Source organism: Streptomyces inhibens, from assembly GCF_003389455.1.
Taxonomy (GTDB): Bacteria; Actinomycetota; Actinomycetes; order Streptomycetales; family Streptomycetaceae; genus Streptomyces; species Streptomyces inhibens.
Genome location: NZ_QUAC01000014.1, coordinates 1 through 25,152 on the forward strand (window position 1 = coordinate 1; position 25,152 = coordinate 25,152).

The 25,152-nt window shown below is 68.4% G+C and carries 19 protein-coding genes and 2 pseudogenes; 9 read left to right on the forward strand and 12 right to left on the reverse strand.

Translation table 11 applies throughout. From position 1 onward, the window contains the following. Positions 1-2: 2 nt before the first annotated feature. Positions 3-794, forward strand: coding sequence for an alpha/beta fold hydrolase (locus DY245_RS01735; protein ID WP_128502674.1), 792 nt, complete (start codon positions 3-5; stop codon positions 792-794). Between the two features lie 75 nt (positions 795-869). On the opposite strand, the gene DY245_RS01740 is transcribed toward DY245_RS01735, so the two are convergent. The 8 genes from DY245_RS01740 to DY245_RS01775 all read right to left on the reverse strand — a co-directional run bounded on the left by DY245_RS01740 (position 870) and on the right by DY245_RS01775 (position 12,052). After that, on the reverse strand, positions 870-1,604 hold the full coding sequence (locus tag DY245_RS01740; RefSeq protein ID WP_128502676.1) for a transposase: 735 nt from the start codon (positions 1,602-1,604) through the stop codon (positions 870-872). A gap of 252 nt (positions 1,605-1,856) precedes the next feature. Next, a complete protein-coding gene (locus DY245_RS01745; RefSeq protein WP_181923470.1) occupies positions 1,857-2,477 on the reverse strand; it encodes a GNAT family N-acetyltransferase in 621 nt (206 codons plus the stop codon). Then, positions 2,477-5,500, reverse strand: a complete 3,024-nt coding sequence (locus tag DY245_RS01750) for a non-ribosomal peptide synthetase (protein WP_128502681.1) — start codon at positions 5,498-5,500, stop codon at positions 2,477-2,479. Before DY245_RS01750 ends, DY245_RS01745 begins: the two co-directional genes overlap by 1 nt. A gap of 8 nt (positions 5,501-5,508) precedes the next feature. Next, entirely contained in the window at positions 5,509-6,552 is a 1,044-nt protein-coding gene (locus DY245_RS01755; protein WP_128502683.1) for an NAD-dependent epimerase/dehydratase family protein, read from the reverse strand. Then, the gene (locus DY245_RS01760; protein ID WP_244942763.1) at positions 6,549-8,537 is read right to left on the reverse strand and encodes a fatty acid CoA ligase family protein; all 1,989 of its coding nucleotides are present in this window, start codon (positions 8,535-8,537) and stop codon (positions 6,549-6,551) included. The genes DY245_RS01755 and DY245_RS01760 overlap by 4 nt, the downstream gene beginning before the upstream one ends. Before the next feature lie 10 nt (positions 8,538-8,547). Next, complete coding sequence (locus DY245_RS01765) at positions 8,548-9,462, reverse strand: beta-ketoacyl-[acyl-carrier-protein] synthase family protein (RefSeq protein WP_181923471.1); 915 nt, start codon at positions 9,460-9,462, stop codon at positions 8,548-8,550. A 17-nt stretch (positions 9,463-9,479) separates the two neighbouring features. Continuing rightward, positions 9,480-10,541 carry a 3-oxoacyl-ACP synthase III family protein gene (locus DY245_RS01770; RefSeq protein WP_181923472.1) on the reverse strand — a complete coding sequence of 354 codons (1,062 nt, stop codon included), beginning with the start codon at positions 10,539-10,541 and terminating at the stop codon, positions 9,480-9,482. A 941-nt stretch (positions 10,542-11,482) separates the two neighbouring features. Beyond that, positions 11,483-12,052 (reverse strand): PadR family transcriptional regulator, encoded by a 570-nt coding sequence (locus DY245_RS01775; RefSeq protein WP_128502689.1) that lies wholly within the window; start codon positions 12,050-12,052, stop codon positions 11,483-11,485. A 208-nt stretch (positions 12,053-12,260) separates the two neighbouring features. Between DY245_RS01775 and DY245_RS01780 the strand changes: the two genes are divergently transcribed. The 3 genes from DY245_RS01780 to DY245_RS01790 all read left to right on the forward strand — a co-directional run bounded on the left by DY245_RS01780 (position 12,261) and on the right by DY245_RS01790 (position 16,250). After that, positions 12,261-13,631, forward strand: a complete 1,371-nt coding sequence (locus DY245_RS01780; RefSeq protein ID WP_128502692.1) for a carotenoid oxygenase family protein — start codon at positions 12,261-12,263, stop codon at positions 13,629-13,631. Positions 13,632-13,739: 108 nt separating this feature from the next. Continuing rightward, a complete protein-coding gene (locus DY245_RS01785; RefSeq protein WP_128502695.1) occupies positions 13,740-15,065 on the forward strand; it encodes an aldehyde dehydrogenase family protein in 1,326 nt (441 codons plus the stop codon). 201 nt (positions 15,066-15,266) lie between these two features. Continuing rightward, entirely contained in the window at positions 15,267-16,250 is a 984-nt protein-coding gene (locus tag DY245_RS01790) for a hypothetical protein (RefSeq protein ID WP_128502956.1), read from the forward strand. A gap of 149 nt (positions 16,251-16,399) precedes the next feature. On the opposite strand, the gene DY245_RS01795 is transcribed toward DY245_RS01790, so the two are convergent. After that, entirely contained in the window at positions 16,400-16,963 is a 564-nt protein-coding gene (locus DY245_RS01795; protein ID WP_128502698.1) for a PadR family transcriptional regulator, read from the reverse strand. Between the two features lie 125 nt (positions 16,964-17,088). On the opposite strand from DY245_RS01795, the gene DY245_RS01800 reads away from it, so the two are divergent. From DY245_RS01800 to DY245_RS01815, 4 genes are all read left to right on the forward strand, one after another. Then, positions 17,089-17,481: a nuclear transport factor 2 family protein gene (locus tag DY245_RS01800; RefSeq protein ID WP_128502701.1), complete on the forward strand. Its 393-nt coding sequence runs from the start codon at positions 17,089-17,091 to the stop codon at positions 17,479-17,481. Then, positions 17,478-18,962, forward strand: a complete 1,485-nt coding sequence (locus DY245_RS01805; RefSeq protein WP_128502703.1) for a phytoene desaturase family protein — start codon at positions 17,478-17,480, stop codon at positions 18,960-18,962. The genes DY245_RS01800 and DY245_RS01805 overlap by 4 nt, the downstream gene beginning before the upstream one ends. A 17-nt stretch (positions 18,963-18,979) precedes the next feature. Then, on the forward strand, positions 18,980-20,116 hold the full coding sequence (locus DY245_RS01810; protein WP_128502707.1) for a 2Fe-2S iron-sulfur cluster-binding protein: 1,137 nt from the start codon (positions 18,980-18,982) through the stop codon (positions 20,114-20,116). Positions 20,117-20,221: 105 nt separating this feature from the next. Continuing rightward, positions 20,222-21,847 (forward strand): AMP-dependent synthetase/ligase, encoded by a 1,626-nt coding sequence (locus DY245_RS01815; RefSeq protein ID WP_128502710.1) that lies wholly within the window; start codon positions 20,222-20,224, stop codon positions 21,845-21,847. A gap of 41 nt (positions 21,848-21,888) precedes the next feature. Here the strand turns inward: DY245_RS01815 and DY245_RS01825 are convergent. Together DY245_RS01825 and DY245_RS01830 are read right to left on the reverse strand one after the other, a co-directional pair. Further along, positions 21,889-22,612: pseudogene (locus tag DY245_RS01825) on the reverse strand (IS5 family transposase); the annotation flags it as partial. Positions 22,613-22,794: 182 nt separating this feature from the next. Continuing rightward, positions 22,795-24,270, reverse strand: coding sequence for an MFS transporter (locus DY245_RS01830; RefSeq protein ID WP_128502713.1), 1,476 nt, complete (start codon positions 24,268-24,270; stop codon positions 22,795-22,797). An 86-nt stretch (positions 24,271-24,356) separates the two neighbouring features. On the opposite strand from DY245_RS01830, the gene DY245_RS01835 reads away from it, so the two are divergent. Further along, positions 24,357-24,743, forward strand: a complete 387-nt coding sequence (locus tag DY245_RS01835; RefSeq protein ID WP_128502715.1) for a MarR family winged helix-turn-helix transcriptional regulator — start codon at positions 24,357-24,359, stop codon at positions 24,741-24,743. 217 nt (positions 24,744-24,960) lie between these two features. On the opposite strand, the pseudogene DY245_RS45085 reads toward DY245_RS01835, so the two are convergent. Beyond that, a pseudogene (locus tag DY245_RS45085) lies at positions 24,961-25,113 on the reverse strand (IS5/IS1182 family transposase); the annotation flags it as partial. Positions 25,114-25,152 lie beyond the last annotated feature (39 nt).

A 25,152-nucleotide genomic window follows, 5' to 3' on the forward strand; every position in this document is an offset into this window, starting at 1 on the left:
CCCTGCACTACGAGGTGCGCGGCCAGGGCCCGCTCCTGCTGCTGATCCCCGGAGGGGCGGGCGACGCGGCCTCCTACGACGGCGTCGCCGACGACCTGGCCGCCGAATACACGGTCGCGACCTACGACCCGCGCGGCATGTCCCGCAGCACGCTGGACGACCCTGAGGCCGAGCAGCACGTGGCCGAGCACGCCGACGACGCGTTCCGGATACTGGAACTGCTGTCGCCCGGTGAGCCTGCCCGGGTGTTCGGCGCCAGCTCGGGCGCGATCGCCGCCCTGCACCTGCTCACCGCCCACCCCGAACGCGTCGAACGCGTCGTGGCGCACGAGCCGCCGATGGTGGAGGTCCTGCCGGATGCCTCCGAACATCGCGCGCTCATCGCGCGCGTGCAGGAGACGTTCCGTACCCAGGGGCTCATGCCGGCGATGGCCGTGTTCGCCGCGGGGCTGAAGAAGGACGGTGACACCACCGAACCGGAGGCCGAGCTCAAGCTTCCGCCGCAAGCCGCGGCGCGGGCCGAGCGGACAATGGCCAACCTGCCGTACTTCGTCGGGCGTATCGTGCCCAGCTTCATGTCCTACGCCCCGGACATCCACCGGCTGGAGGCGCTGTCGGACCGGCTCGTGCTCGCCTGCGGTCACGACTCACGCGGCGAGCTGCCCTACCGTCCGGCCGCTCTCCTGGCCGAGCGTCTCGGCACGGAACTTCTGCACTTCCCCGGCGGGCACACCGGCCTGACCATGCACCCCGTCGAGTTCGGCGAACTCCTTCGGAAGGCATTCCTCGCCTAGACCCGGATCCGACTTGCCCTAAGGGCTGTCCCGTAAATGACCTACGACGTGTCCGTTGACCTGACTGTTCCTTCGTCACCCGGCGAGGGTGAGGTTGTGCAGGCGGGCGATGCCGAGCATGGCGTGGTGGACGCCGTCGCCCTTGAGACGGCAGTCGCGGAGGATCTTCCAGGTCTTCATGCGGGCGAGGGTGTGCTCGACGCGGGCTCGGACCTTGCGGTGGGAAGTGTTGTGTTCCTCTTTCCAGGCCGGCTGTTCGCTCTGGCCGGGTTCGCGGCGGTGCGGGATGACCAGGCCGGTGCCCCGGGAGCCGCCGTCCGCGATGACCGTGGTCTTGCCGATGGCGGCCTTGGCACCGGAGCGACCCCATGCCTTGCAGTCGTTGCGGTTGCCGGGCACCGGCCGGCCGATGGCCACGACGAGCCGGGTGTCGGCGTCGATGACGACCTGGTGGTTGGTGGAGTAGCGGTAGTTCTTCGACTGCTCGGCCACCTGGTGGTCGCGGGTGGGAACCAAGGTGCCGTCGGCGATCAGCACGGTGTCTTTGCGGAAACGCTTGCGTTGCTGGAGGGCGAGCGATGGCCCGAGGTGGTCGATGATGCGGTCGGCTGCGGACTTGGACACCCCGAACAGCGGCGCCAGTTGGCGCAGGGTCAGGTTCGTTGGCCAGTAGGCGGCGACCAGAAGCACGCGGTCCTCCAGCGACAGGCTCCACGGTCGGCCCTTGCGCACCGGATCTGCACCCTCGCGCCGCAGCGCGGTGATCAGCTTGCCGAACTGACGCGGGCTCAGCCCGGTAAACGGGGCTATTCAGGACGGCTCCGAAGTCGAGATCACACCAGAACAGCAAGATCATCTCGCCCGTGACCAGCAGTTACGGGACAGCGCTTAGGCCGCACCCCCTCCGCGGCCTGTCCTTCGACTACATCCGCATCAGCTACGGGTGCCGAGGCGGTGGATCACGGCGATCGCGTCCTGCGTGCGCCGGTTGACCGGAAGACGTAACTGCATGCCCAAAGTCCGCCTCGGAGATCTTCTTCAGGGGCGGATTCTCCTCGGGGCCTACGATCGAATTGCGGCAGGTGCGCGCATTCGCTCAAAGGCTGGCAGGCGACCGCTTCGGTCTTCGCGGCGTGAGATCATTTCGAAGCCGATCCGTTCGTACAGGCGTCGAGCGCCTATGTTCGTTGCGGAGACGTCGAGTTCTGCGGTGTCGAGCCCGCAGGAGCGTGTGTGGTCGATCAAGTGGCGAACGATTTTGGTGCCCACACCCTGGTTGCGGTGTTCTGGGGACACGCAGATATTCGCGAGGAAGAGTCCGCCCCGATCTGGCGTGGCGAAAAGGTCGCCCACTGCGGTTGAGCGTCGGCAGACCTCGGCCAATTCCCGTAATCGGTAATGCGCGACTACTGAGCCCAGGCTGTGGAGAGTGATCCTGTGCCAGCGGCGTCCCGGGTAGTGGGTCGCGGTGGCTACCACGGCGCCATTGGGCTCTATGGCGACCTTTTGGTTGCGCCAGCCGAACAGGCCCTCTCCTCTGAGGAAGTCGCGGCGCAGGAAGTCTTGCGCGGGCCGTCCATCGACGGAGAATACGGTGTCGATCAGTTCCCGGGATGACTCGTGAATCAGCGGCACGAGAGCATCGGCATCTGCCGGTCCGGCACGGCGGAAGTCCAGCTCCATCAGTTGTCCTCTCCCTTCGAGGTGGCACCGCGCACTACTGCGCATACTCGGTCGAATCGGGGCTGGTGAGCGATGCTCCGCAGCTCGGCCATGAGGCCGTGTTGGTGCTGTTCGCCGACCAGGTGGGTTACGCCGGCGAACATCGCCAGCAGGGACAGGGAGTCGCCTCCCATGAGGTAGAAGTCCGCCGTCTCATCGATTCGGGCTGCGTCCAGTGGGAGTACCTCGCTCCAGATACGTGCTATCTGCCGCTCGATTTCGTCCTGTGCTTCATACAGCGGTTGCTTCCCCTCAGCGTCGCCGTGTTGGGAGAAGGGGTCGGGCAGAGCGGCCGCATCGATCTTGCCGTTCATCGTGCAGGGGAACTCAGACATTTTGATGATCGCGGTGGGCACCAGATACCGGGGGAGATGTTCGGCCAGGTGTCGGGTGAGTGCCGCTGCGGTGACGTCGGCTCGGGTGGTGACATACGCGCACAGTGCGTGGTGGGTCTGCCCCGGTGGTCGGCGGGCAACGACGAACGCGCGGGCCACCGCTGGATGCAGCTCTAGTGGGTATGCGACTTCGGCCGGCTCGATGCGGTGTCCATGGATCTTGATCTGGTCGTCGACTCGTCCGATGTACTCCAGGACCCCCGAGGGCAGAAGGCGGGCCAGATCGCCGGTTCGATACGCGCGGGTACCGTCGGCGAGCCTGACGAAGCGTTCGCTGCTCAGCCGTGGCTGCAGCCGGTAGCCGCGGGCGAGTTGATCGCCGACGAGGTAGATCTCGCCCGTCTCTCCCGCTGGAACGAACCCGCGGTCGGCGTCGAGCAGGTGCACCTTGGTGTTGTCGACCGGGAGCCCGATGGGCACAACTGGCGATTCCGCGTCCCTGTGGGGGTCGAATTGGTGAACGACGCAGCCGATGGTGGCCTCGGTCGGGCCGTACTCGTTGATCACGGCGCATCCGGGACCGAAGAGCCGCTGGGTGCCGGCGGCCAGCGGGCCGGTGAGCTGCTCGCCTCCGACGATCAGCGTGCGGAAGCCCGATGGGTGAAGACCGAGGCGTGCGATCAGGTCCAGGTGGGTGGGTGTCAGCTTGAGCGCCGTGGCTTTGCATTCCTCCAGTGCATACCGCAGCGTCAGATGGTCGAGCGGACCGGGTACCAGCGCGACGGAGCCACCAGTGAGCAGGGGGAGGAATATCGAGGTGCCGGTGAGGTCGAAGGCGAGTGAGGTGAACAGTGCGAAGCGGGAGGTGCGGTCCACCTGGTAGCGCCTGGTGGCCCATGCGACGTAGTTGAGCAGGTTCCGGTGCTCGACCTCGACTCCCTTCGGACGTCCGGTCGATCCCGAGGTGTAGAGGACGTAGGCCACGTCGTCGGGACGCGGTGAGGCGTCCGCGGCGGGCACTCGGCCTGGCTGCTGCGGCAGTTCGTCGAGGAGCAGTGTCCCGTAGGGGACGATCCGGTCGGCGTGGCGTTTGTGGGTCAGGCACACGGTTGCCCCGGCGTCGTGGAGTATCTGGCGTATCCGGGTGTCCGGGTAGGCCGGGTCGAGTGGCAGGTAGGCAGCACCGGACTTCAGGACGGCCCACAGGGCGGTGATGGCGTCGGCCGAGTGGTCCATGAGCAGCCCGACCACCGAGCCGCGGCCGGCTCCGAGATCCTGCAGTTCGCAAGCGATCGTGTCGGAGCGCCGGTCGAGTTCGGCGTAGGTCAGCTCGCCCTGCGGATCAGCGAGTGCCACGGCGTCGGGGGTATGTGCGGCCTGTCTGCGGAACAGGTCGACGAGGCTTTCAGCGCTCTCCTGTGCGGCGGTCGGGCGCGCGGTGCGGTTTCCCTCCCAAAGGCGGGCTTGGCGGGGTGAGAGTGTTTCCTCGATCGCGTCGAGGAGTTCCTCGGCGTGATCAGCCGCTTGTGGGCCGTTGGGGTGGCACAGCGTGATCTCGGTGCGTCCGAGGCACTCGACGGCGACGAGGGAGAGGGGCACAAGCGGGGACTGCACGGGCAGGGAGTACACGGTGGAGGCGGTGAATTCACCGCTGGAGAAGGATTCCAGGTCTGTCCGGCCGAGGTGGGAGATGAGCGCGGTGCACAGGTAGCGGTCCCGGCGTTCACTCGCCGCCGTTACGGTACGAAGCACGTGGCGCAGTGCGCTCAGCGGAACGCGTGAGGCCAGTTGCTGCGGACCGGACGCCAGTTCCGCGTTGGCGGCCAGGGCGTCGAGTAGCTGTCGTTGCAGCTCTTCCCATCGTGTTCCGGGCCGGGTGTCCAGGAAGATCGGCAGCGTCAGGTTCGCGGTTGAGCTGAGCTCCGGGGCGTGGCGGCGCAGGTCCACGGGGACCATGGCGCGCTGTTGGGGCAGGCCGCAGGTCTCGGTGACGGCCGAGGCCAGCTTGGCGACCAGGGCCGGGTGAGTGCCGGCGATGGTGCGTTTTCGCCAGAGGAAGCCGTGCGACTGGCTCGTCGCGGTCGGCCAGGGTGCTTTGGCCGCCAGTGTGGTGCGGATCGGGTGGGTGTGGTGTGCGGGCTGATTCAGCTCCTTCAGCAGGGTGTGGTCGGTCATGGTGGAGCGGGCGGGGTGCGGCGTCTCGCCGCGCAGCGCGCGGAAGACTTCGCCGGCCCACCGCAGGACTCCCCGGCCGTCCATCACCGCGTGGTGGGCTCGGAAGACGACTGTGCCGGGCCTGGTGCCGTCGGCTGGGTGGAGCAGGACTTCACAGGTGGGGCCCTCGGGCGGCAGGGTGTGGCGTAGGAATCCGGGTGGGTCGGTGAATCGCTGTGCGTCGAGCGTGCCGGGTTCCAGTAGGTGCACGGTGGGGGCTCGGCCGCTGTCCGTCCAGAACTTGGCCTGGTGGATCAGCCGGGAGCCGGGGCAGGCTTGTGCTGCCTCGGCGACGGCTCGCTGCAGTGTGGCGAGTGGGAGGTCTCCGTAGCCTTCCACGGCCAGGTGAATGACCAGCGGGGATGTGGGTGAGGTGGCGGCCAGGTACAGCCGTTCCGTGGGTGAGATCGGCCGGCGGAAATGTTCTGGTGTCATACCTTGTGTCACTTCGCCTTCTTGGTGAACCGCTCTACACCGCCGGTCGACTCGATCCAGGCCAACAGTTCCCGCAGACCGGTGTCCTGGGTCTTGTGCGGTGTGAAGCCGAAGTCACGTTCGGCCGCCCCCGTGTTGTAGGTGCTGGACCGGGTGAGCAGCGCCATCGCGTACCGGCTCAGTGGCGGGGCGGCCCGGGCCGTCAGTGGGGGGAGCCGCCATATCAGCTCCACGGCTTGTGCCAAGGCGTTGGTGAGGGGCAGCGGGACGGTGCGGGTCGGCGGGCGGAGTTCGAGGATGTCGGCCAGCGTGGCCAGGAACGCCCACAGGTCGGTCCGCTCCCGGTCGGCGATGAAGTACGCCTTGCCGCCGACCCGGTCCGGTGGCGCCGCTGCCGCCCGAAGGCATGCGGCCACCGCGTTGTCGCAGTGGCACAGCGAGACCTGCACCTGCTTGCCTCCGGAGAGGTCGGGGAGTCGGCCGTCCCTCATCTTCGCGACCAGTTTGGGCAGGAAGCCGGAGTGGTCGCGTGGGCCCCAGACGCCGCGCGGGCGCAGTGCGCAGGTGGTGAAGGCGGGTTCGTTCGCGGCCAGGACCAGTTGTTCGGCGGCGGCCTTGGTCTGGGAGTAGTGGTTGAACCAGCGGTTGGGGTAGGGGGTGCTTTCGTCGATGTCGAGCCGGTCGCCGTCGCCCGGGCGCATCAGGGCGCTGGGGCTGCTGATGAAGACGAAGCGGTGTGCTCCGGCCGTGCGGGCGGCTTCCAGGAGGCGGCGGGTGCCGTCGACGTTGGTGTCCCGGAACTGGGTGTGGCTGCCGTAGTCGACCACCCGGGCGGCGCTGTGGTGCACGATGTCGATGTCCTGTGTGGCGCGGCGCAACGACTCGGCGTCGCGCAGGTCGCCGCGGACCACTTCCAGACCAGGTATGGCGCGCAGTCTTTCGTGGTTGCTGTTCTCCCGTACCAGGGCCCGAACGTGGTGGCCTTCGCGTAGGCAACCGTCCACGATATGGCCCCCGAGGAATCCGGAGGCGCCGGTCACCAGGACCTTCATGCGGCGGCCTCCTGGCGGGGTCGTGCCGGGGCAGGCTTGGGGAGTTGGCGCCACCAGGTGGCTCCGTAGAGCATGGTGAGCGCCACCGTGCCGGCGGTTTTACGGCCGGCGGCCCGGGCGCGCGGCAGGGCGTGGGGTATTTGGGCGGCGTGCACCACGATGCTCAGGAAGGCGTCGATCCACCACAGGCTCGCCGGCAGTGGCGAGTGGAACGGGTGGATCACTGCGGCTGCCAGGTAGGCCCACCCTGCCAAGGGGATCGCGCGTGGTGCCCACCGGTGGCGGCGGGGTACGCCGGTGGCGGCGAGTTGCTGCTCGGCCCAGTGGGCCAACTGCTCGCGTCCGATCTTCGCGTTGTGCCGCACGTCCACGGGGAAAGCCGGGTGGTGCAGGAAATCCCGCAGGTGCTCGGAGAGCGGCTGCGCAGCGGCCAGTTGGCGCAGTTCGGGAAGCATGGTCGCGAACTGCTGGGCGTCTATGCCCGGTTCGGTTTCGACGCACAGGACCGGCCGCTGGCTGCCTGGCTCTCCGATGCCGACCAGGGCGGTACGGCGGATGAGCGGGTGAGCGTTGAAGACGCCCTCGCACCGTACGGTGTGCAGGTCGCCGTGGGTGGTGCGTACCCGTTGGGCCTTGCGTCCGCAGAACCACAGTCGGCCGGTCGCGTCCAGGTAGCCCAGGTCGCCGGTGCGGTGCCACAGCCGCGGGGGGCCGTCTCCCGTGTCTTCGTGGATCTTGAAGGCGGTGTCCGCGCCCGGGGTGGCGTGGTAGTGGCGGCTGACGGACTCTCCCGCGACGACGATCTCTCCGACCTGCCCGGGAGGGGAGGGAAGCGAGGCATTCCAGCGTGGTAGCGGATCGTCGGTGACCTGGATGATCCGCACCTTGGTGCCGGGGATCGGGCGGCCGACGCAGGTGCCGTCGCCGAGCGCCGCGCGTGCCGCTGTCTCCTGCAGGATCTCGGCGGATTCGATCGAGGAGATCGGCAGTACCTCTGTGGAGCCGTATCCGACCTTGATCTCCACCTGCTCGCCCAGGGGGGTGCGCAGCGTGGTGAGGAGGTCGGGTGGCACCGGGGCGCCCCCGGAGACGAGGCAGCGCAGTGCCGGCAGGTGGGTGGGGTGCCGGGTCAGGTGCTCGCCGAGGACCCGCAGGAGTGCGGGGGAGGCGAACATGGTGGATACCTTGAACCGTTTCAGTGCCGCCACTACAGGTGCCGGATCTGCGGCGGCCACCTTGGCGGGGGCGACGGGTGCGAGGACCAGGGTGGAGCCGAAGACCAGGTCGAGCATGCCGTAGAGGGGCAGCGTGATGAGCGAGACCTCGTCCTGGTTGCGACTGTGGGCGGTCTTGACCTGGCGAGCCATGGCGGCGGCCATCCGGTGGGTGTACTCCACCCCCTTGGCCGGTCCGGTGCTGCCGGTGGTGAATCCGATCATCATCAGATCGTCAGGGGTCGGGCCTTCTTCCCCGGGTTGCGCTGAGGCCGGGGGCAGGCGATCCAGGGTGTGGCCGCCCCAGAACCAGCGGCGTCCCAACGTGACGCGGATCCGGATGCGGGCGAAGGTGCGGGGGCTGAATACCCGCACGGCGTGGGCGAGGGAAGGCCCGATGAACGCCTCCGCGCCCACCGCCCGATAGCAGTGGAGCATCCTTTTGACGCCCATGCCGGGATCGACGACGACGGGGACGGCGCCGATCCTGAACAGGGCGAAGGCGAGCGCGAACAGCTCCGGGCCGGGGGGCGCCATCAACACCGTCTTGGTGCCCTTGGCGACGCCGATCGCCAGGAGGCCGGCCGCCAGGTCCTCCACCCACGATTGGAGTGCGTCGTAACTGAGTTCGCTGTAGTGGACGTCTCCCGCGGCACCGCAGCCGTCCGGGTAGATGATGGCGGTCTTGGTGGCGAGGAGACGCGCGTTGCGTTCCAAATAGTCGGCGAGAGTGCGCCCTTGGGGCACTTCATGGTCCGTTATGGACATCATGGCGGCTCGGTCACCGCCCCTGCGGGTGGTAGCTCACGCAGGCGGTGCTGGGACCGGCGCCCGCGGCGACGAACAACATCTGCCCATAAGCCTCGGCAAGGCCACCCTCGACCGCCTGCAGGTAGCCGAGGACGGGCGCTGCGGTGTGCGGCTCACCCGAGTGAGGGCTCTGGCCACCCGGGAGGTCGGGCGCGACGACCGCCTCCGGGTCAAGAGCGAGGCGCTGCGCGAGTCGGGCCGCGAAGTCGGGAGTGGGACGGGAACAGACCACAAGGGTGCGGTTCAGGTCCACGTCCTGCGTGCGGGCGTACTCGGTGACCGTCGCGGCGGTCAGGTCGAGCAGGTGCTCGGCCCAGTCGGCGTCCCGCTGGACGGTGATCTGGTGCCGACCTCGCGGTCCCGCGGCCGAGATGTCCAGGTAACCGGCGGTGGTGGCACCGCAGTTGTCGGAGCCCCGCAGGAGGACCTGTCCGAACCCGGTGTCCGGTTCGGTGCCCTTCGCCAGCAGCCAGGCCGCGCCCAGGTCCGCGTACGGGTACGCGTCGTCCCGGCCGGCCCGCCCACCGGGATGAACGTCCGCTGCGGTCACCAACACCCGCTTGGTGCTGTTGGTTTCCAGCAGTGCCCGCGCGACCTGCACCGCGTTCAGCACTCCGCAGGCGCCGTTCATCAAATCGAAGGAGAATCCCCCACCGGGAACCGGGTGGGCAAGGTAGTCCAGGTTGATGCCCACCTCCTTCTGTACCAAGGCTGCCATGGCAGGTTCGAAGGTGTTGGACTCTCGGTAGACGCCCGTGTTGATCAGCACACCGACGGCCTCGGGTAACAGGCCGGCAGTGGCCAGGCAGTCCTGGGCGGCCTTCGCCGCGAGAGCCACCGACGAGGCGTCGGCGTCGGACTGCGGCACCGCGGTTGATGCTGCCATGATGATCATGCCCATGGTCAGACTCCCAGATTCGAGATCGTTGCGGACAGTGCGCCGGTCACGACGCCGGACGCTGCGGGAACCAGCAGGAACTTGGCGCCCTGGCGGGCGGTTCCGGCCTTCAGGTGCTGGTGCAGCACTAGAAAGTGGGAGGTGGTGGCGGTGTTGCCGAGCTCTTCCACCACCGCCAGCGACTCAGGCATTTGCGTGCCGAACTCCGATTCGGCCATCCGGTCGACGAACTCGATGAACCGGGTGCCGACCTGGTGCTGGACGATGTAATCGAAGCGCTCGTCGGCGAAGGTGCGGCCGTTCTTGGCCAGCAGGTCCCCGTGGAAGCTCGGCCACATCCTCAGCCGATCCTCCTTGTGCATCTGCCTGTTGTCCGTGTACAGGGCGATGCCCTGCGTCCGGTCGCTGGGCATGCCCATACACAGGTGCGAGTACTCGGCGCAGGTCATCAACTCCACGTAGTGGATCCGATCGGCCTCGTCCACCGACTCGTCGAGGATCACCGCGGCGGCAGAGTCGCCCACCGACAGGGACGCGAACTGCGGATCGTAGGAGTCAGCGATCTCCCGCGCCGCCGTCTGGGCCACCCTCGTGGTCTGCTCGCCGCTCACCACCAGACCGTTGCGCACCACGCCGGCTCTGATCAGCCGGTCCAGCAGGTACACGCCGGTCATCATCCCCGCGCACGCGTTGGACACGTCGAAGTGGATCGCTGAGCGAGCACCCAGCTCCCGCGCCAGCATGCGGGCGAACGAGGGCTCGAAGTACATGCAATCGCCGTCCTTGAAGCGTCCGATGGACGTCGAGATGACCACATCCAAGTCGCCGGCCGTGTAGCGGGAGTTGCCGAGACAGTCCTGCGCCGCCTTCAGCGCCATGCCTAAGGAGTCCTCGCCGGATCCCGGACTCGGGTTGTAGACCCTGCGCTCAGCTACCCCCGTGATCCGCTCCAGATCGAATTCCGGCGCACCGGTCATCTGCGCGACCAGATCAGTCGTGGCGAGCACAGTGCTCGGCAGATACGCCCCCAGCGCCTCGAAGCGACTGCTTGGTGTTGTTCGCATCATGAGCCCTCTCTCTGTTTTGGCCTTATCAGCGGTTTTCTTGCATTGCAGAACCCCCGTGCTGGTCAGTAGGCATGCATGGCCAACCGGAACCAGGAAGTTCGAAGACGCGATATGGCCGATTGCGCGGCAGGATCCCTGCTCGGATCTGCGGGGCGGGCGCCAGAGCAGCCCGTCGCATAACACCGCCCCAATTCTCCCGAGTTCACCATCGGGTGCGGGGCGACTACGTGAATCACGTTATCCCATGACCTGTCATGCCCTCGCCATTCTGTTGGGTGATGGCGGTCACTCAGTCACATTCCGGCCTATGCATCCCTCGGTCCAACGGGCGGCGCACAGCGGAGATCGGGATCGTTGGGGCAGCCCACAATGAACGCAACCTGCAGTGACGGCTATCCGGCCGCCAATAGGCATGCCTGCCAACGCCAATGGGCCACACAAGGAGGGCCATTCGGTACTGCATCGCCAGGGGCGGAGAGCGTCTTCCTCGGCGCGCTCGACACGGCACATTGCGCAGGCTCAAGGTCGTCGGCCGGGGGAAGCGAACTTACCGACGTCCCCGCCCGCCACGCCGGTCGATATTGGTCAAGCGTCAACATTTCGACCGTCAGGCCAAATTCCGCCGACCGAATCGTGATTGGACCCCACCCCAAGGCACGCAAACCGAGGTCAGGACTTGTGAGGGGCGTGAAAGGCGGTCGAAGATGGCGAAGGTGCCCTCTCTCCTTTTCATCCGGGAGAAACAATCCGGTTCAGGTCGCGACAGGCCCTCACCGCACCCGGAGTAATCCGCGGGCGCACACCCACGTGTCAATGACGGGAACAGCTGACTCGTCACGCTCGCGGATTCCGCCGACACGAGGATGCGTCGATCAAGAAGCGGCCCATGCCCGCACTGAAGCCGGTGCCGCCGCACTACTGCCGGGGCGCCGGCATCACGGTCACGCGTCGGCGCCGACGCCGTACCGGACACGGAGGATCTGAGCGGTCTGTCCGCACCAGTCGGCCGTCTCCTGCTCGAAGCGAAGGCCGCGCATACAGGTCAGATATGGCCCGATCCGGTCGCCGGAGCTCAGGAATGCCTGCTCATCGACGTCGCCGCGCTGACGATGCAAGTACCGCTCAAAGATATCGATCTTGGCAGCGGCAATGAGTGCCCGCTCCTCAAGCTGTTCGATCACCGCCTTCGCGGACAAGCTGTCCACGGCCCGCACCTTGACCAGAAGGTCGTCGCGGATGAAGGCCGGCTTGGCGCTGGATTCGGCGAACCGCTCCAGCTCGGCAAGGCCGGCGTCTGTCACCGAAAAAAGCCGCTTGTTCGGGCGGGTCTCCTGAATCACGGCCCGGCCCTGGATCAGGCCGTCCTTCTCCAGTTTGGTCAGCTCCAGGTACAGCTGCTGAGGCAGCGCATGCCAGAAGTTGGCCATGCCCGCGTCAAACGCCTTGGCCAGTTCGTAGCCGCTGGACTCGCCGTCCAGCAGTGCGGCCAGCACCGCATGTCGCAGAGCCATGATCGTCGGTCTCCTGTCCGTGTCGCGCCGGTGGGTCCGTGGGGTGCCGGTGGGGGTGCCGGCCTTCTCACTCTACTCTTCTTCGTGATTACTCATAATGTTGAGTATGCTCAGTGTGGCGCAGACCCCGGCGCTCCTCGTGACCGGGCCTGCCGTAGAAAGCCCGGCTCGCCAGCGCCGGACGGAACGCCATCGTGAGAGGACTGCGATGAACCCCGAGAACCCCTTCAAGGGCGCCTTCACACCGGTCACCGAGGAGGTCACCTCCTTCGACCTGCCGGTCACCGGCACCATCCCCGCCGAGCTCAACGGCCGCTACCTGCGCAACGGCCCCAACCCCATGGACCTCGACGAGCCCCGGCTTCACCTGTTCACAGGTACCGGCATGGTGCATGGCGTACGACTGCGCGAGGGCAAGGCCGAGTGGTACCGCAACCGCTGGGTGCGCTCGGCCCGCGTCGCCGAGGCACTTGGCGAACAACCCCGCCCCGGCGCCTCCGTGCGCCGCGCAGACACCGGCCCCAACACCCATGTCATCGGCCATGCCGACCGCACCTTCGCCCTGGTCGAAGGCGGCTTCCGGCCCTACGAACTCACCTACGACCTGGATACCGTGGGAGCCTGCGACTTCGACGGGACCCTGCGCGACGGCTTCGTCGCCCATCCCAAGCTGGACCCCGCCACCGGAGAACTGCATGCCGTGACCTATGTCAGCGGCGGCGACACGCTGACCTACCTGGTTGTCTCTCCGCTCGGCAAGGTCGTGCGCAGCGTGGACATCTCCGCCCCGCACGCGCCGATGATGCATGACTTCGCGCTGACCCAGAAGTACGCGGTGCTGTACGACCTCCCGGTCACCTTCAGTCAGGCCGCCGAAGATGCCGAAAAGGCATTCGCGATGGGCTGGAACGAGGCCCGCGGCGGCCGCATCGGCTTGCTGCCCCGAGGCGGCACCGAGGTGCGCTGGTTCGACGTCAATCCATGCTGGGTCTTCCACACCCTCAACGCCTATGACCAGGGCGACATGGTTGTGGTCGATGTCGTGCGCTACCCGCGGATGTTCGCGGGGGCCGAGCTGATGGGGAACAGCCTGCCCACACTCGACCGCTGGGTCATCGACACGGTCACCGGGAAGGTCACCGAGACCCGCCTCGACGACCACCCGCAGGAGTTCCCCGTGGTCAGTCCGGCCGTCGTCACCGGCGCCCACCGCTACGGATACTCCGCGGTCACCCCGGACCTGCTCCGCTACGTGGGTCCGGCCGGCACCCTGGACGGTCTGCCCGTCGACGCGTTCAGTGACTCGCTGATCAAACACGACCTCGACAAGCAGACCACCACGGTCCGCGCCTTCGGCACCGGCCACTACACCAGCGAGGCGTACTTCGTGCCCGCGCAGAACGTGCAGGCCGAGGATGACGGATACGTCCTCGCTTACGTCTTCAATGCCGACCGCGGCGCCACCGATCTGGTGATCCTCTCCGGACAGGACTTCACCGGCGACCCGATCGCCACCGTGCACCTGCCCGCGCGCGTGCCGCTCGGCTTCCACGGCAGCTGGATACCCGACCCCGCCTGACCTCCCCGGCCTCCATCAGACATCCCCGCCGACCCGATCACCACCCCGGGGCGGGCCCCTCATCCGCGTGGTCCCGCCCCGGTTCCTGAAGGGAAACGGAAACACCCCATGTCCATACCCGGCACCCCCGAGCAGCCCGCCGACCTGGTGGCCAGGCTGCGGTCCACCTTCCGGACCGGCCGTACCCGACCCCTGGAGTGGCGCATCCGGCAACTGCGGCAGCTGCAGGCCCTCCTCACCGACCACGGCGGGGAGATCGCTGACGCGCTCCACACCGACCTGCGCAGGAACGAAGCAGACGCCCGCAGCGGGGACATCGACAACACCCTGCGCGAGATCGGCCACACCTTGGCGCACCTGGAAGAGTGGCTGCGGCCGCGGCCGGTCGACGTCTCCGGGATCTTCGGCCCGACCGCCACCGCCGCCACCCAGTACGACCCGCTCGGCGTCGTCCTGATCATCGGGCCCTGGAACTACCCGGTGCAGCTCACCCTCGTCCCCCTGGCCGGGGCGCTCGCAGCCGGCAACACCGCCGTCGTCAAGCCCAGCGAACTGGCGCCGGCCGCCTCCGCGATCCTGGCCCGTCTGTTGCCTGCCTATCTGGACACCGACGCGGTCGCGGTGGTCGAAGGTGGCGTCGAAGAGACCACCGCCCTGCTGGCCGAACGCTTCGACCACATCTTCTACACCGGCAACGGGACGGTCGGCCGCATCGTCATGAAGGCCGCCGCCGAGCACCTGACACCCGTAACCCTCGAACTGGGCGGCAAGTCACCGGTGTTCGTGGACCGCGACTGCGACCTGTCCGCGATCGCGGCACGGCTGGCCCGCACCAAGTTCCTGAACGCCGGGCAGACCTGCGTGGCACCCGACTATGTACTGACCGACCCCGACACCGCCCGAGCCCTTGAGCCCGCACTCATCGAGGCCATCGCCGACCTCTACGGGCCGGACCCGGCGGCCTCCCCCTCGTACAGCCGCATCATCAACCAGCGCCACTTCGACCGCCTCGCGGCCCTGCTCGACTCCGGGCGCCTGGTCACCGGCGGGCAGCGGGACCGGGAGGACAAGTACATCGCCCCGACCGTGCTGGCCGCCGTGAAGCCGGACGCCCCCGTCATGCAGGAGGAGATCTTCGGACCCATCCTGCCGATCGTGACCGTACCCGGGCTCGACGAGGCAATCGACTTCATCAACAAGCGCGACAAGCCCCTGGCCCTGTACGCCTTCACCGAGAACGAGACCACCAAGCAGCGGCTCGCCGCCGAGACCTCCTCCGGAGCCCTGGGGTTCGGCCAGCCCATAGCCCATCTTCGCGTCCCCGAGCTGCCGTTCGGCGGCGTCGGAGAGAGCGGCTTGGGCGCCTACCACGGTCAGTACTCGGTCACCACGTTCAGCCACCGCAAAGCGCGCCTCGACGTGCCTCTGGGCTGACAACCCGCGCCTTCGGACGACAGGCGGGAGCGCCGCTGCCCCCGCAGGTCAGGACCTGCCCCCTGTTCCAGATGAGGGATAGCACGGACCATGCCCACTTCCCACGGGGCCCACGCGGCCCTACCTGAGCGATCGCACACCGACCCCGACCCGCGTCGCTCCCTCAAGCACGTCTGCGTGCACCTGCTCACCCCGCTGCTGATGTGCCTCGGCATGGCCCTGGCCTACCTGGGCGCCTTCCACCAGCCGGAGCCCCACCACCTCAAGGTCGCCGTGGTCGGCACCGGTCCGCAGGCCAAGGTGCTCGCCCAGACCGTCAAGGACGCAGCAGGTGACCGCCTCGACGTCACCACCCTCCGGTCCAGCCACGACGCGCAACGGCAACTACTGGACCGAGACCTGGTCGGCGCGTTCCTCCCGGACGCCACGAGTCCCGAACTACTCGTCGCCACGGCGAACTCCGACACCTCCACGACGGCTGCCGAGGCCGTCTTCCAGCAGGTCACCGCCGAACAGGGCACACGGCTGAAGGTCTCCGACCTCGCCCCGTCGGCCCCTGGCGACCCGACCGGTCAGGGACTGTTCTTCCTCCTGATCGCGCTGAGCATCGGCTCCTACGCCGGCGTCGCGGTGATCGGCGGGGCGGGCGCCGTGCTGCCGATGCGAGTGCGCGCCCTGGTCGCCCTGGCCGCCTCGCTGGCCATCAGCGCCATCGGCATCGTGGTCGCCGGACCGGTCTTCCACATCGTCGACCACGACCGCCCTGCCATGTGGGCGATCAGCTGGCTCTACTCGGCGGGCATCCTCGCCATCGGTACCGGGCTTCACACCTTCGTCAAGCGCTGGACGACGCTGACGATGATGGTGCTGTTCGTGATGGTGAACTTCACCAGCTCCGGCGGCGTCTTCCGGCCGGACCTGCAGAACGGATTCTTCGGCGCACTCCACGCCTTCTGGAACGGCGCCGGCTTCGTGGAGGGTGCCCGCAGCCTGCTCTACTTCGACGGCCGGGCGGGCCTCAGCGGCAACCTACTGGCCCTCGCGCTATGGCTGGCAGCAGGTCTGGCCCTGCTCATCGCCGCGGGCCGCTCCGAGCAGCGACATCGCGGTGCGGAACTCGTCAGCACGGACGACGACATCGAGGAGGAGGTCGAGGAGAATATGGAGGAAGCCGTCGGAGTCTGACGAACCTTCTGGCTGACGCACCAACAGGACCGGCGGCATCGCTTTGCCGACCCACCGCTCTCAGGGGCTCCCGGACCTGGGGGGCGAAGGGCCGGCTATTGCCGGCAGATAGCGGATCAGAGCAGGTCGGAGCTCTGTGGTCCCCTCTGTCAGGTCACCGAGGCCGAGCGTCGCTCCAGGATGGCCAGCACCTGCTCGCTCCAGCGGATGTTCTCCTGCTCGAACGCCAGGCCGCGCATCAGCGTGAGGTAGGGACCGACCCGCTGCGCGTGGGCAAGGTGCTCGGCCTCGGTGCGCCCCTCCAACAGCCGATCGCGCAGCCGTTCGTACCGGGCCAGCTTCGCTCTGGACCATTCCAGCCGCTCGGCGACGGCCTCCCGCACGGCCTCGGTGTCGCCGCCATCGACCGCTTGGACCTTCACCAGCAGCTCGTCGCGGATCGCGGTCGGCTTCGGCGGTTCGGAGGTGAAGTCGTGCAGCGCCGCCCGCCCGGCCTCGGTCAGCGAGAACAGCCGCTTGTTCGGCCGACGCTCCTGAATGACGACGCGCGCTGAGATCAGGCCCGCCGTCTCCATCCGGTCGAGCTCCCGGTAGAGCTGCTGCGGGGTGGTCATCCAGAAGTTCGCCACCGACGCGTCGAAGTCCTTGGCCAGGTCGTACCCCGACGCCTCACCCTCCAGGAGGGCCGCAAGAACCGCATTGCGCAATGCCATGGGCGTCAAGCTACCACTCAGTGATTACTCAGAAAATTGAGTAACCGACCTCTGGACACTCGCGCGACATCGTCACTAGTCTCCAGGACACCTATTCGTGAAGTTGAGTAGTCATGGAGGAGACCATGCACCCCTTCCGTCGGGCCGTGGAGGCCAACGACCACGACGCGATCGAGGCGCTGCTCGCCGACGACGTCGTTTTCACCAGCCCGGTGGCGTTCAAGCCGTACCCGGGCAAGGCGATCACCGCCGCGATCCTGCGCGGTGTCACGCGAGTGTTCACCGACTTCCACTACGTCCGGGAGATCGCCGGCGCGGACGGCCGCGACCACGCGTTCGTCTTCAAGGCGAAGGTCGGCGACAAGGAGGTCAACGGCTGCGACTTCCTGCACTTCGACGAGGACGGCCGGATCGACGACTTCACGGTGATGGTCCGGCCGCTGTCGGGCGCGAAGGCGCTTGCCGAGGCCATGGGCGCGCAGTTCGACCGGATCACTCGCGAGGCAACCCAAGGATGAACGACTACGACGCGGTCGTCATCGGCGCGGGCAACGCCGGGCTGACCGCCGCGGCCACCCTGCAGCGGGCGGGCATTCGGACGCTGCTGGTGGAGCGGCACAACGTGCCGGGCGGTTGCGCGACCTCCTTCCGGCGCGGTCGGTTCGAGTTCGAGGTGGCCCTGCATCAGCTGTCCGGGCTCGGTGTGGAGGGCCAGGCGTTCTCGCTGCGCGCCCTGTTCGAGGGTCTGGGTGTCGCCGACGAGCTGGAGTTCGTCCAGGAGCATGACCTGTACCGGGCCGTGGTGCCCGGCGTCGTGGACGTCACGCTGCCCGCGGACTGGTCGGGCGCGGCCGATGCCCTGGAGGCGGCCTTTCCCGGCAACCGGTCCAGGGTCGAGAGGTTCTTCCAGCTGATCCGGGATGTCACCTTCTGGCAGATCGCCGCGATGCGCGGCCTGCCTGCGGAGCAGATCGACCCGGTGCTGTTCCAGCAGGGGCTGCGCTCGCTCAAGGACGTGCTGGATGACCACTTCGACGACGAGGGCCTCAAGTGCGCGCTCGGCACCTACTGGTGCTACGTCGGCCAGCCGCCGTCCCGCCTCCGGTTCCAGGATCTCGCGCTTACGCTGTTCGCCTACTTGGAGTTCAAGCCCTGGCACGTCCGCGGCGGTTCCCAGGCCATGTCCACCGCCATCCTCGGTTCCTTCTTGAAGGCCGGCGGTGAGGCCCGGTTCAACACTGCGGTGGAGCGGATCCTCACCCGCCGGGGGAAGGTGGTCGGCGTCCGGCTGGACGACGGCCAGGAGGTCAGCGCCGGCGACGTCGTCTCCAACGCCTCGTTGCCGCTCACGTACGGGATGCTCGACGCCGGCACCGTCCCGGCAGCCGTCCGTGACGACTTGGCGACCCGCCGGATCGGCGTGTCGGGGTTCGTCTTGCACATGGGGCTGGACGCCACGCCCGCCGAGCTCGGGTTCACCACCAGTACGACCTTCGTCAACGTCGACACCGACGACGACCGCACCTTCGCCTCGATGCGCTCCCTGGAGCCGGCCCGCGGAATCTGCGTGTCCTCCTACGACATCGCTCCGATCGGTTTCGCGCCCACCGGAGCCACGCACGTCAGCCTGATGACCCTTCAGTACGCCGACGCGTGGGACAAGGTCGCTCCGGCCGACTACGCGCGAACGAAGTTCGCCTACGCCGAGACCCTGCTCGATCTGGTCGAGCACATTGCCCCGGGCATCCGCGACGCGATCGAGGAAGTCGACGTCGCCACGCCGCTCACCATGGCCCGCTACCTCGGCCACCCCGGCGGCGCCATCTACGGCTATGACCAAGACGCCACCGAGAGCTGGCTGTTCCGCAACAGCGAGCGGCAGACCCACGTACCCGGCCTGCACCTGGCCGGCTCCTGGGCGGGCATCGGCGGCTTCCAGCCCACCCTGGAGGCCGGCACCCGCGTCGCCCGCCGTCTGCTGCGGTCCAAGGCCGCCTGAACTCCGAGGGAGAGCCCGTGAAACACCCCATCGCCGACCTGTTCGCCGGTGCCGAGCAGATTCAGGCCGAGATCGCCGCCCGCCCCGCCGACACCACCGACCACACCGCCTGGACCCGCCGCACCATCGACGCCCACCACCCCAGGCGCCTTACCCTGACGGTTTCCCAGATGATCGCGGAGACCTCAACCACCCGCACCCTGCGGCTGCGCCGACCGGACGGCGGCGACCTGCCACCGTTCCTGGCCGGCCAGTACGTGACCGTCTTCACCGATGGCACCAGCCGCCCGTACGCGATCTCCTCCGGCCCCGCCCGCCTCGACCACTACGACCTGACGGTGCGCCGGGTACCGGGCGGCCGGGTCAGCAACCACCTGATCGACGCCCTCGCCGCCGGTGACACCCTGACCACCACCGGACCGATGGGCACGTTCCACCACAACCCGCTGTTCCACGGCGAGGACGTGGTGTTCCTGGCAGGCGGCTCCGGCGTCGCCCCGGCGATGAGCATGATCCGCGACATCCTCGCCCGCAGCCTCGAACGCCGCTTCCACCTGATCTACGGATCGCGCACTGCCAAAGACGTCATCTTCCGCGACGAACTCAACGACATCGCAATCGCTCACGCGCAGGTCCGGGTCGACCACGTCATTCTCGATCCCGACCCCAGCTGGAGCGGCCCCACCGGACTGCTCACCGCCGAACTCATCGACACCCTCGCCGGCCCACTCGACAACCGGATGGTCTACGTCTGCGGCCCGCAGGCCCTCTACCCGTACGCCCTCGACCAGCTCACCCGACTCCGGCACCCCGGACGACGGATCCGCTTCGAGGCCAACGGCGCCCCCGCCGACCCCACCACCCAATCGCACTGGCCCACGGACAAGGCCCCGGACGAGGAGGTCACCGTCACCGTACGGGGCACCAGCTTCCGCACGCCCCGCAACCGGCCGCTGCTGGATGCCCTGGAGGACCAGGGCATCCGCCCCGAGGTCGCCTGCCGCTCCGGCGAGTGCAGCCTGTGCCGCGTCCGCGTACTCACGGGCGAGGTGCACAACGCCGAGGAGGCCAGGCTCCGCCTGTCCGACCCGGGCGCCGGCTACACCCACTCCTGCGTCGCCTATCCGCTCACCGATCTCGAACTCGACCTGTGACCGGCTGATCGATCTCTGACCAAGGTGAGGGCCGCCGGTCCGGTCGAGGAGCGGCGGGCCTGGCCATGTCCCACCACCTCGGACATTCCAAGGAGAGCCCCCACCATGACCTCGCTCAACTCTCCGACCGTCGCCCAGCTCCCCGTCCTGGCCGCGCAGGCGTACGGCGACCGCCGCGCGCTGCGCTTCAAGCGCGACGGGGCCTGGCACACCCTCAGCTACCGCCAACTCGGTGCCGCTGTCGAGCAGATCGCGGCCGGCCTGCACCGGATCGGCGTCCGACCTGGCGACCGGGTCGGCCTGCTCTCGGAGACCCGCCACGAGTGGACGCTGTGCGACCTGGCGATTGCCCGCACCGGCGCGGTCTGCGTCCCCGTCTACCCGACGAGTTCACCGGAGGAGTGCGCCTGGGTACTCGGCCACAGCGGCGCGAGGACCGTCATCGCGGAGAACGCTGCCAAGGCCGCCGTCGCCGCCGCACTGCCCGGTGTGGAGGCCGTCGTCGTGATCGAGGCCGCCGAACCGTACCTGGCGCTGGAGGAGCTGCGGCGCGGGTCCACGCCGCAGGAGCTGGCGGCCGTCGAGGCGGCCACCGCCGCAGTCGAGCCCGACTCGCTCGCGACAGTCGTATATACCTCGGGGACGACTGGGCAGCCCAAGGGCTGCATGATCACCCACGGCAACTGGCGGGCCGCTTTCACCGCCATCGGGGCCCTGCTGAAGGGGCTGGACGCCGACGAGGAGGTGTTCGTGCACCTGCCGCTCGCCCACGTCATGTCGCGCTCAGTACAGCTGGTCGCGCTGGAGCACGGCGCCGGCCTCGCCTACTTCGGCGGCGACATGCGCAATGTCGTCGCCGAACTCTCCGAGGTCCGCCCCACCATCCTGCCGTCCGTCCCCCGGCTGTTCGAGAAGGCGTACGCGGTCGCCCGCGACCTGCCGCCCGAGACCGTGGCGCAGGCCTTCGGCGGACGGCTGCGCCTCGCGGTCACCGGAGCCGCCCCGATCGCCCCCGAGATCCAGGAGTTCTTCGCCTCCTGCGGCATCCCGATCCACGACACCTACGGCATGACCGAGTCCACCGCCCTGGTGGCCGCCAACCTCCCCGGCGCTGTCCGACCCGGCACCGTCGGCAGGCCCCTGCCCGGCGCGCAGATCCGCATTGCACCGGACGGCGAAATCCTCGCCCGCGGCGCGGGCATCTTCGCCGGCTACCTCGACAACCCAAAGGCCACCGCGCAGACGGTCGTCGACGGCTGGCTGCACACCGGCGACCTCGGCCGCCTCGACGCCGACGGCTACCTCACTGTCACCGGCCGCAAGAAGGACATCATCATTACCGCGACCGGCAAGAACGTCACCCCCGCGCACCTGGAGAACAACCTGCGCCGCCTCCCCTGGATTTCCCAGGCCGTCCTGCTCGGCGACCGACGCCCCTACCCGGTCCTTCTGCTCACCTTCGACGCCGAGGCGGTCCTGTCCTGGGCCGCCCAGCGGGGCCTGCCCCCCGACCTCACCGAACTGGCCCGCCACCGCGAGGTGCGGGCCGCCGTCCAACGCGAACTGGACGCCGCCAACGAGCGATATGCACCACCCGCCCGCGCCCGCCGGTTCGCGATCCTCGACCACGAGTTCACCGTGGATGCCGGAACACTCACCCCCACGCTCAAGATCAGGCGGCAGGCCGTCATCGACCGCTACGCCGGCGTGATCGACGAGCTCTACGCGTAGGGCAGAGGGTGGCCGGGCAGGCGGCATGGACCGGCAGCAGCTGTGGGCGCTCGGCCGTGCGGCCGTCGCCGGAGGAGCGGCCGCGTAGGGGCCTGCCGATCCATGGGCCGAGGAAGGCGGCGGCCCGGCGCAGTTCGGCGGGCGCCGAGCACCAGTCGGTTGGCGGGGTGACCGGCTGCGCCGGGAGGGCGTGGGGGCGCGGATGCCCGCCACTCGGACGCGGGACACGGATACGGTCGAGGACCGGGATCAATTGCAGGGCATCACCCCGCTGACCTGGGGTGATAACGAAGGCGAGTGGATGTCGGCCGCCCTCGCCGGCCAAATAAATCTTGCAGCTGAGTCCGCCCCGGGAACGACCCAGGGCCTCGTCGGGACGGTGATGAACAGGCCGACCGCGTCTGCGAGGGATGCGGGGCGCGCAGTGCGGGCGCCTGCGGAGTGCTGATGGGCCGGGCAGGAACTCGAATCCACGCTGACCATGCTCCGGTAAATCCGGCCTTCCGTATCCGCGTCGCCCAAGACTGCCCGCAGAACCTTCTCCCACGTGCCATCCGTCGACCACCGGCGATGGCGGTCGTAAAACCGTCTTCCGCTTCCCGAACCGTGCCGGAAGATCCCGCCATGGGGTACCGGTCCTCAACCGGAAGGGAATGCCGTTGATCACCCTGCGATGGCTCTTCCAGCGCCCGCCCCGCCCCACCTGCTTCGGCAGATACGGCCCCGGTCGAGCCCACTCTTGATCGACAGATCACCCCGCCGCACACCGGCAGGAACGATGTGAACGCCGGCCGGGTCACACGACCCATCGGACAGTGCCCAGCCCTGGTGGGCTGGGGACCCCCACCTTCCCGAAACTGGGGCTGCACTCCAGACCCCGTGGGCCAAGGGCGGAGCCCCTGGTCACGGGAAGGGGCGGGACAGGGCAACGATCCACCGGACAGGCCTTAGTCGACGAGGGCGAGCTCCGGCTCGTCCGATGACTTCTGCGCCGACTCGTCCGCCGGCTTGTCGATCTTGCGCCGTCCGAGCACTCCTGACAGTCCGATGAGCAGGCCGATGGCCGAGAGGACAGTGACCGTGAGCAGCGCCGGGGTGAAGCCGGCGAGCAGGGCGTCGGGGCCGGTCTTGCCTTCGCCGCCGGCGGTGAGGACCGCGGTGACGATGGCGAGTCCGATCGCGCCGCCGACCTGCGTCGAGGTGTTCAGCAGGCCGCCGGCCAGGCCCTGCTCATGGTCCGGGATGCCGGCGGTGGCCTGGATGTTGAAGGACGCGAAGGCCAGGGTGAACCCGATACCGAGCAGGATCATGCTGGGCAGCACACCGACGACGTACGGGGCGTCCCGGTCGATGACGAGGAAGAGCACGTACCCGATGAGGTGAGCGAGGACACCGCCCGCGATGGTGCGCGAGGTGCCAAGCCGTGCGATCAGGGGCTCCATCTGCGGCGAGCCGAAGGCGACGATCAGTGCGGCCGGAAGGAACCCGAACGCGGTCTGGATCGCCGACCACTGCAGCACCGACTGGAAGTAGAGCATGACCACGAACTGGAAGCCGATGTAGCCGCCGAAGAACACCGATATGCCCAGGTTGGCCCGTGCCAACGAGCCCGAGCGGAGGATGCCGAGACGGACCAGCGGATGCGCACTGCGGCGTTCGATGAGGATGAAGGCGAGCAGCAGCGCCGCGGCGACCGCGAACTGGATCAGTGTGTTCGGTGCGGCCCAGCCGGCCTCCGGCGCCTCCACGACGGTGTAGACGAGCAGCAGCATCGCACCGACCGAGGTGATCGCGCCGGGGATGTCGTAGCCGCCGGAGGAGCGGGGGCCGTCCTTGGGCAGCAGGCGGCTGGCCGCGATCCACGCGATCACCGCGACCGGCACCGGCAGGAAGAACGTCCACCGCCAGCCGACCTGGGTCAGCAGGCCGGAGAGCACCAAGCCGGCCGAGTAGCCACTGGCTCCGAAGACGGAGAAGACGCCCAGCGCCCTATTGCGCGCGGGCCCTTCGGCGAACGTGGTGGTGACGATGGACAGCGCGGCAGGCGCGGTGAACGCCGCCGCCATGCCCTTGAGTATGCGGGTGGCGATCAGCAGGGTTCCGTCGTCGACCAGGCCGCCGAGCACGGAGGCGGCGGCGAACACGGCTACCGCGGTCAGGAACACCCGGCGGCGTCCGAGCAGGTCGGCGGCGCGTCCACCAAGCAGCAGCAGCCCGCCGTAGCTGAGGACATAGCCGCTGACGATCCACTGCAGCGCGCTGGTGGACAGGCCCAAGTCGGCCTGGATGGAGGGGAGTGCGACGCCCACCATCGAGACGTCGAGCGCGTCGAGGCCGATGACGAGGGAGACCGTGAGTAGAACTCCCCAGAGTTTTGCGTTCCACGTGGATGTGGTGGCGGACAGTGGTGCGGACGAAGTCATGCCGCGACTCTCGCATGCACACGCATCGAATGCAAGCGCATTTAATCTTGATGCATCAAATGCTGGCGCATGCTATCCTTGGCCCCATGATCGGTGGCACGGAGCAGGAATTGGTCGAGGAGTGGCATGGGCTTCTCGCCCGTCATGCCGCTGTGCACAACGCTCTTGAGCACGATTTGCAGGCACAGCACGGCATCAGCGTCAGCGAGTTCGAGGCACTCGAACTCCTCGCTTCCTCCGACCACGGCAAGTGCCGGGGCCAGGACCTCACCAACGTGGTGCACCTGAGCCAGAGCGCCGCATCCCGGCTGGTCGCCAGGCTGGAACGAGGCGGCCTCGTCGAGCGCGTCATGTGTGATCTCGACCGCCGCGGCATCTTCGTCGTCCTCACCGACGAAGGCCACAAGCGTTACAGCGACGCGAAACCGACCCACCGCTCCGCACTCGCACGGACACTCCGCGCAGACGACTGACCAGCCCCCCCCGCAGCAAGTCGATAACGGGTTAGAGGTACTGGAGTCTGCGCCGTAAGGCTGCTCCCTGGTGGCCCTGCTCCGGTGCTGCCGCGCCCGCGAAAGCAGCGCCTGGAGCCCGCCGAAGGCCAGCAGGTTGTCCGCCTCACGCCCCGTCAGCGCAGGTAGACGAGGCTGGCTGTGAGTGTCCCGTGCCCGCGGAGGCCAAGAGCGTGTCCTACATGGTGAGTTCGGTCAGTCGCATGTAGCAGGTGAGGGCTGCGGCGAGGCCGAGGAAGGCCAGGTAGTTGCGGGGATGGCGTTCGTAGCGTGGTGAGAGGCGGCGTATGCCCGTACCGTGCGCTCTCGTCGCCCAGCGCCTCTGGGCGACGATCAGTCCCGTGTCATGGGAGCCCTCACGATGACTGTC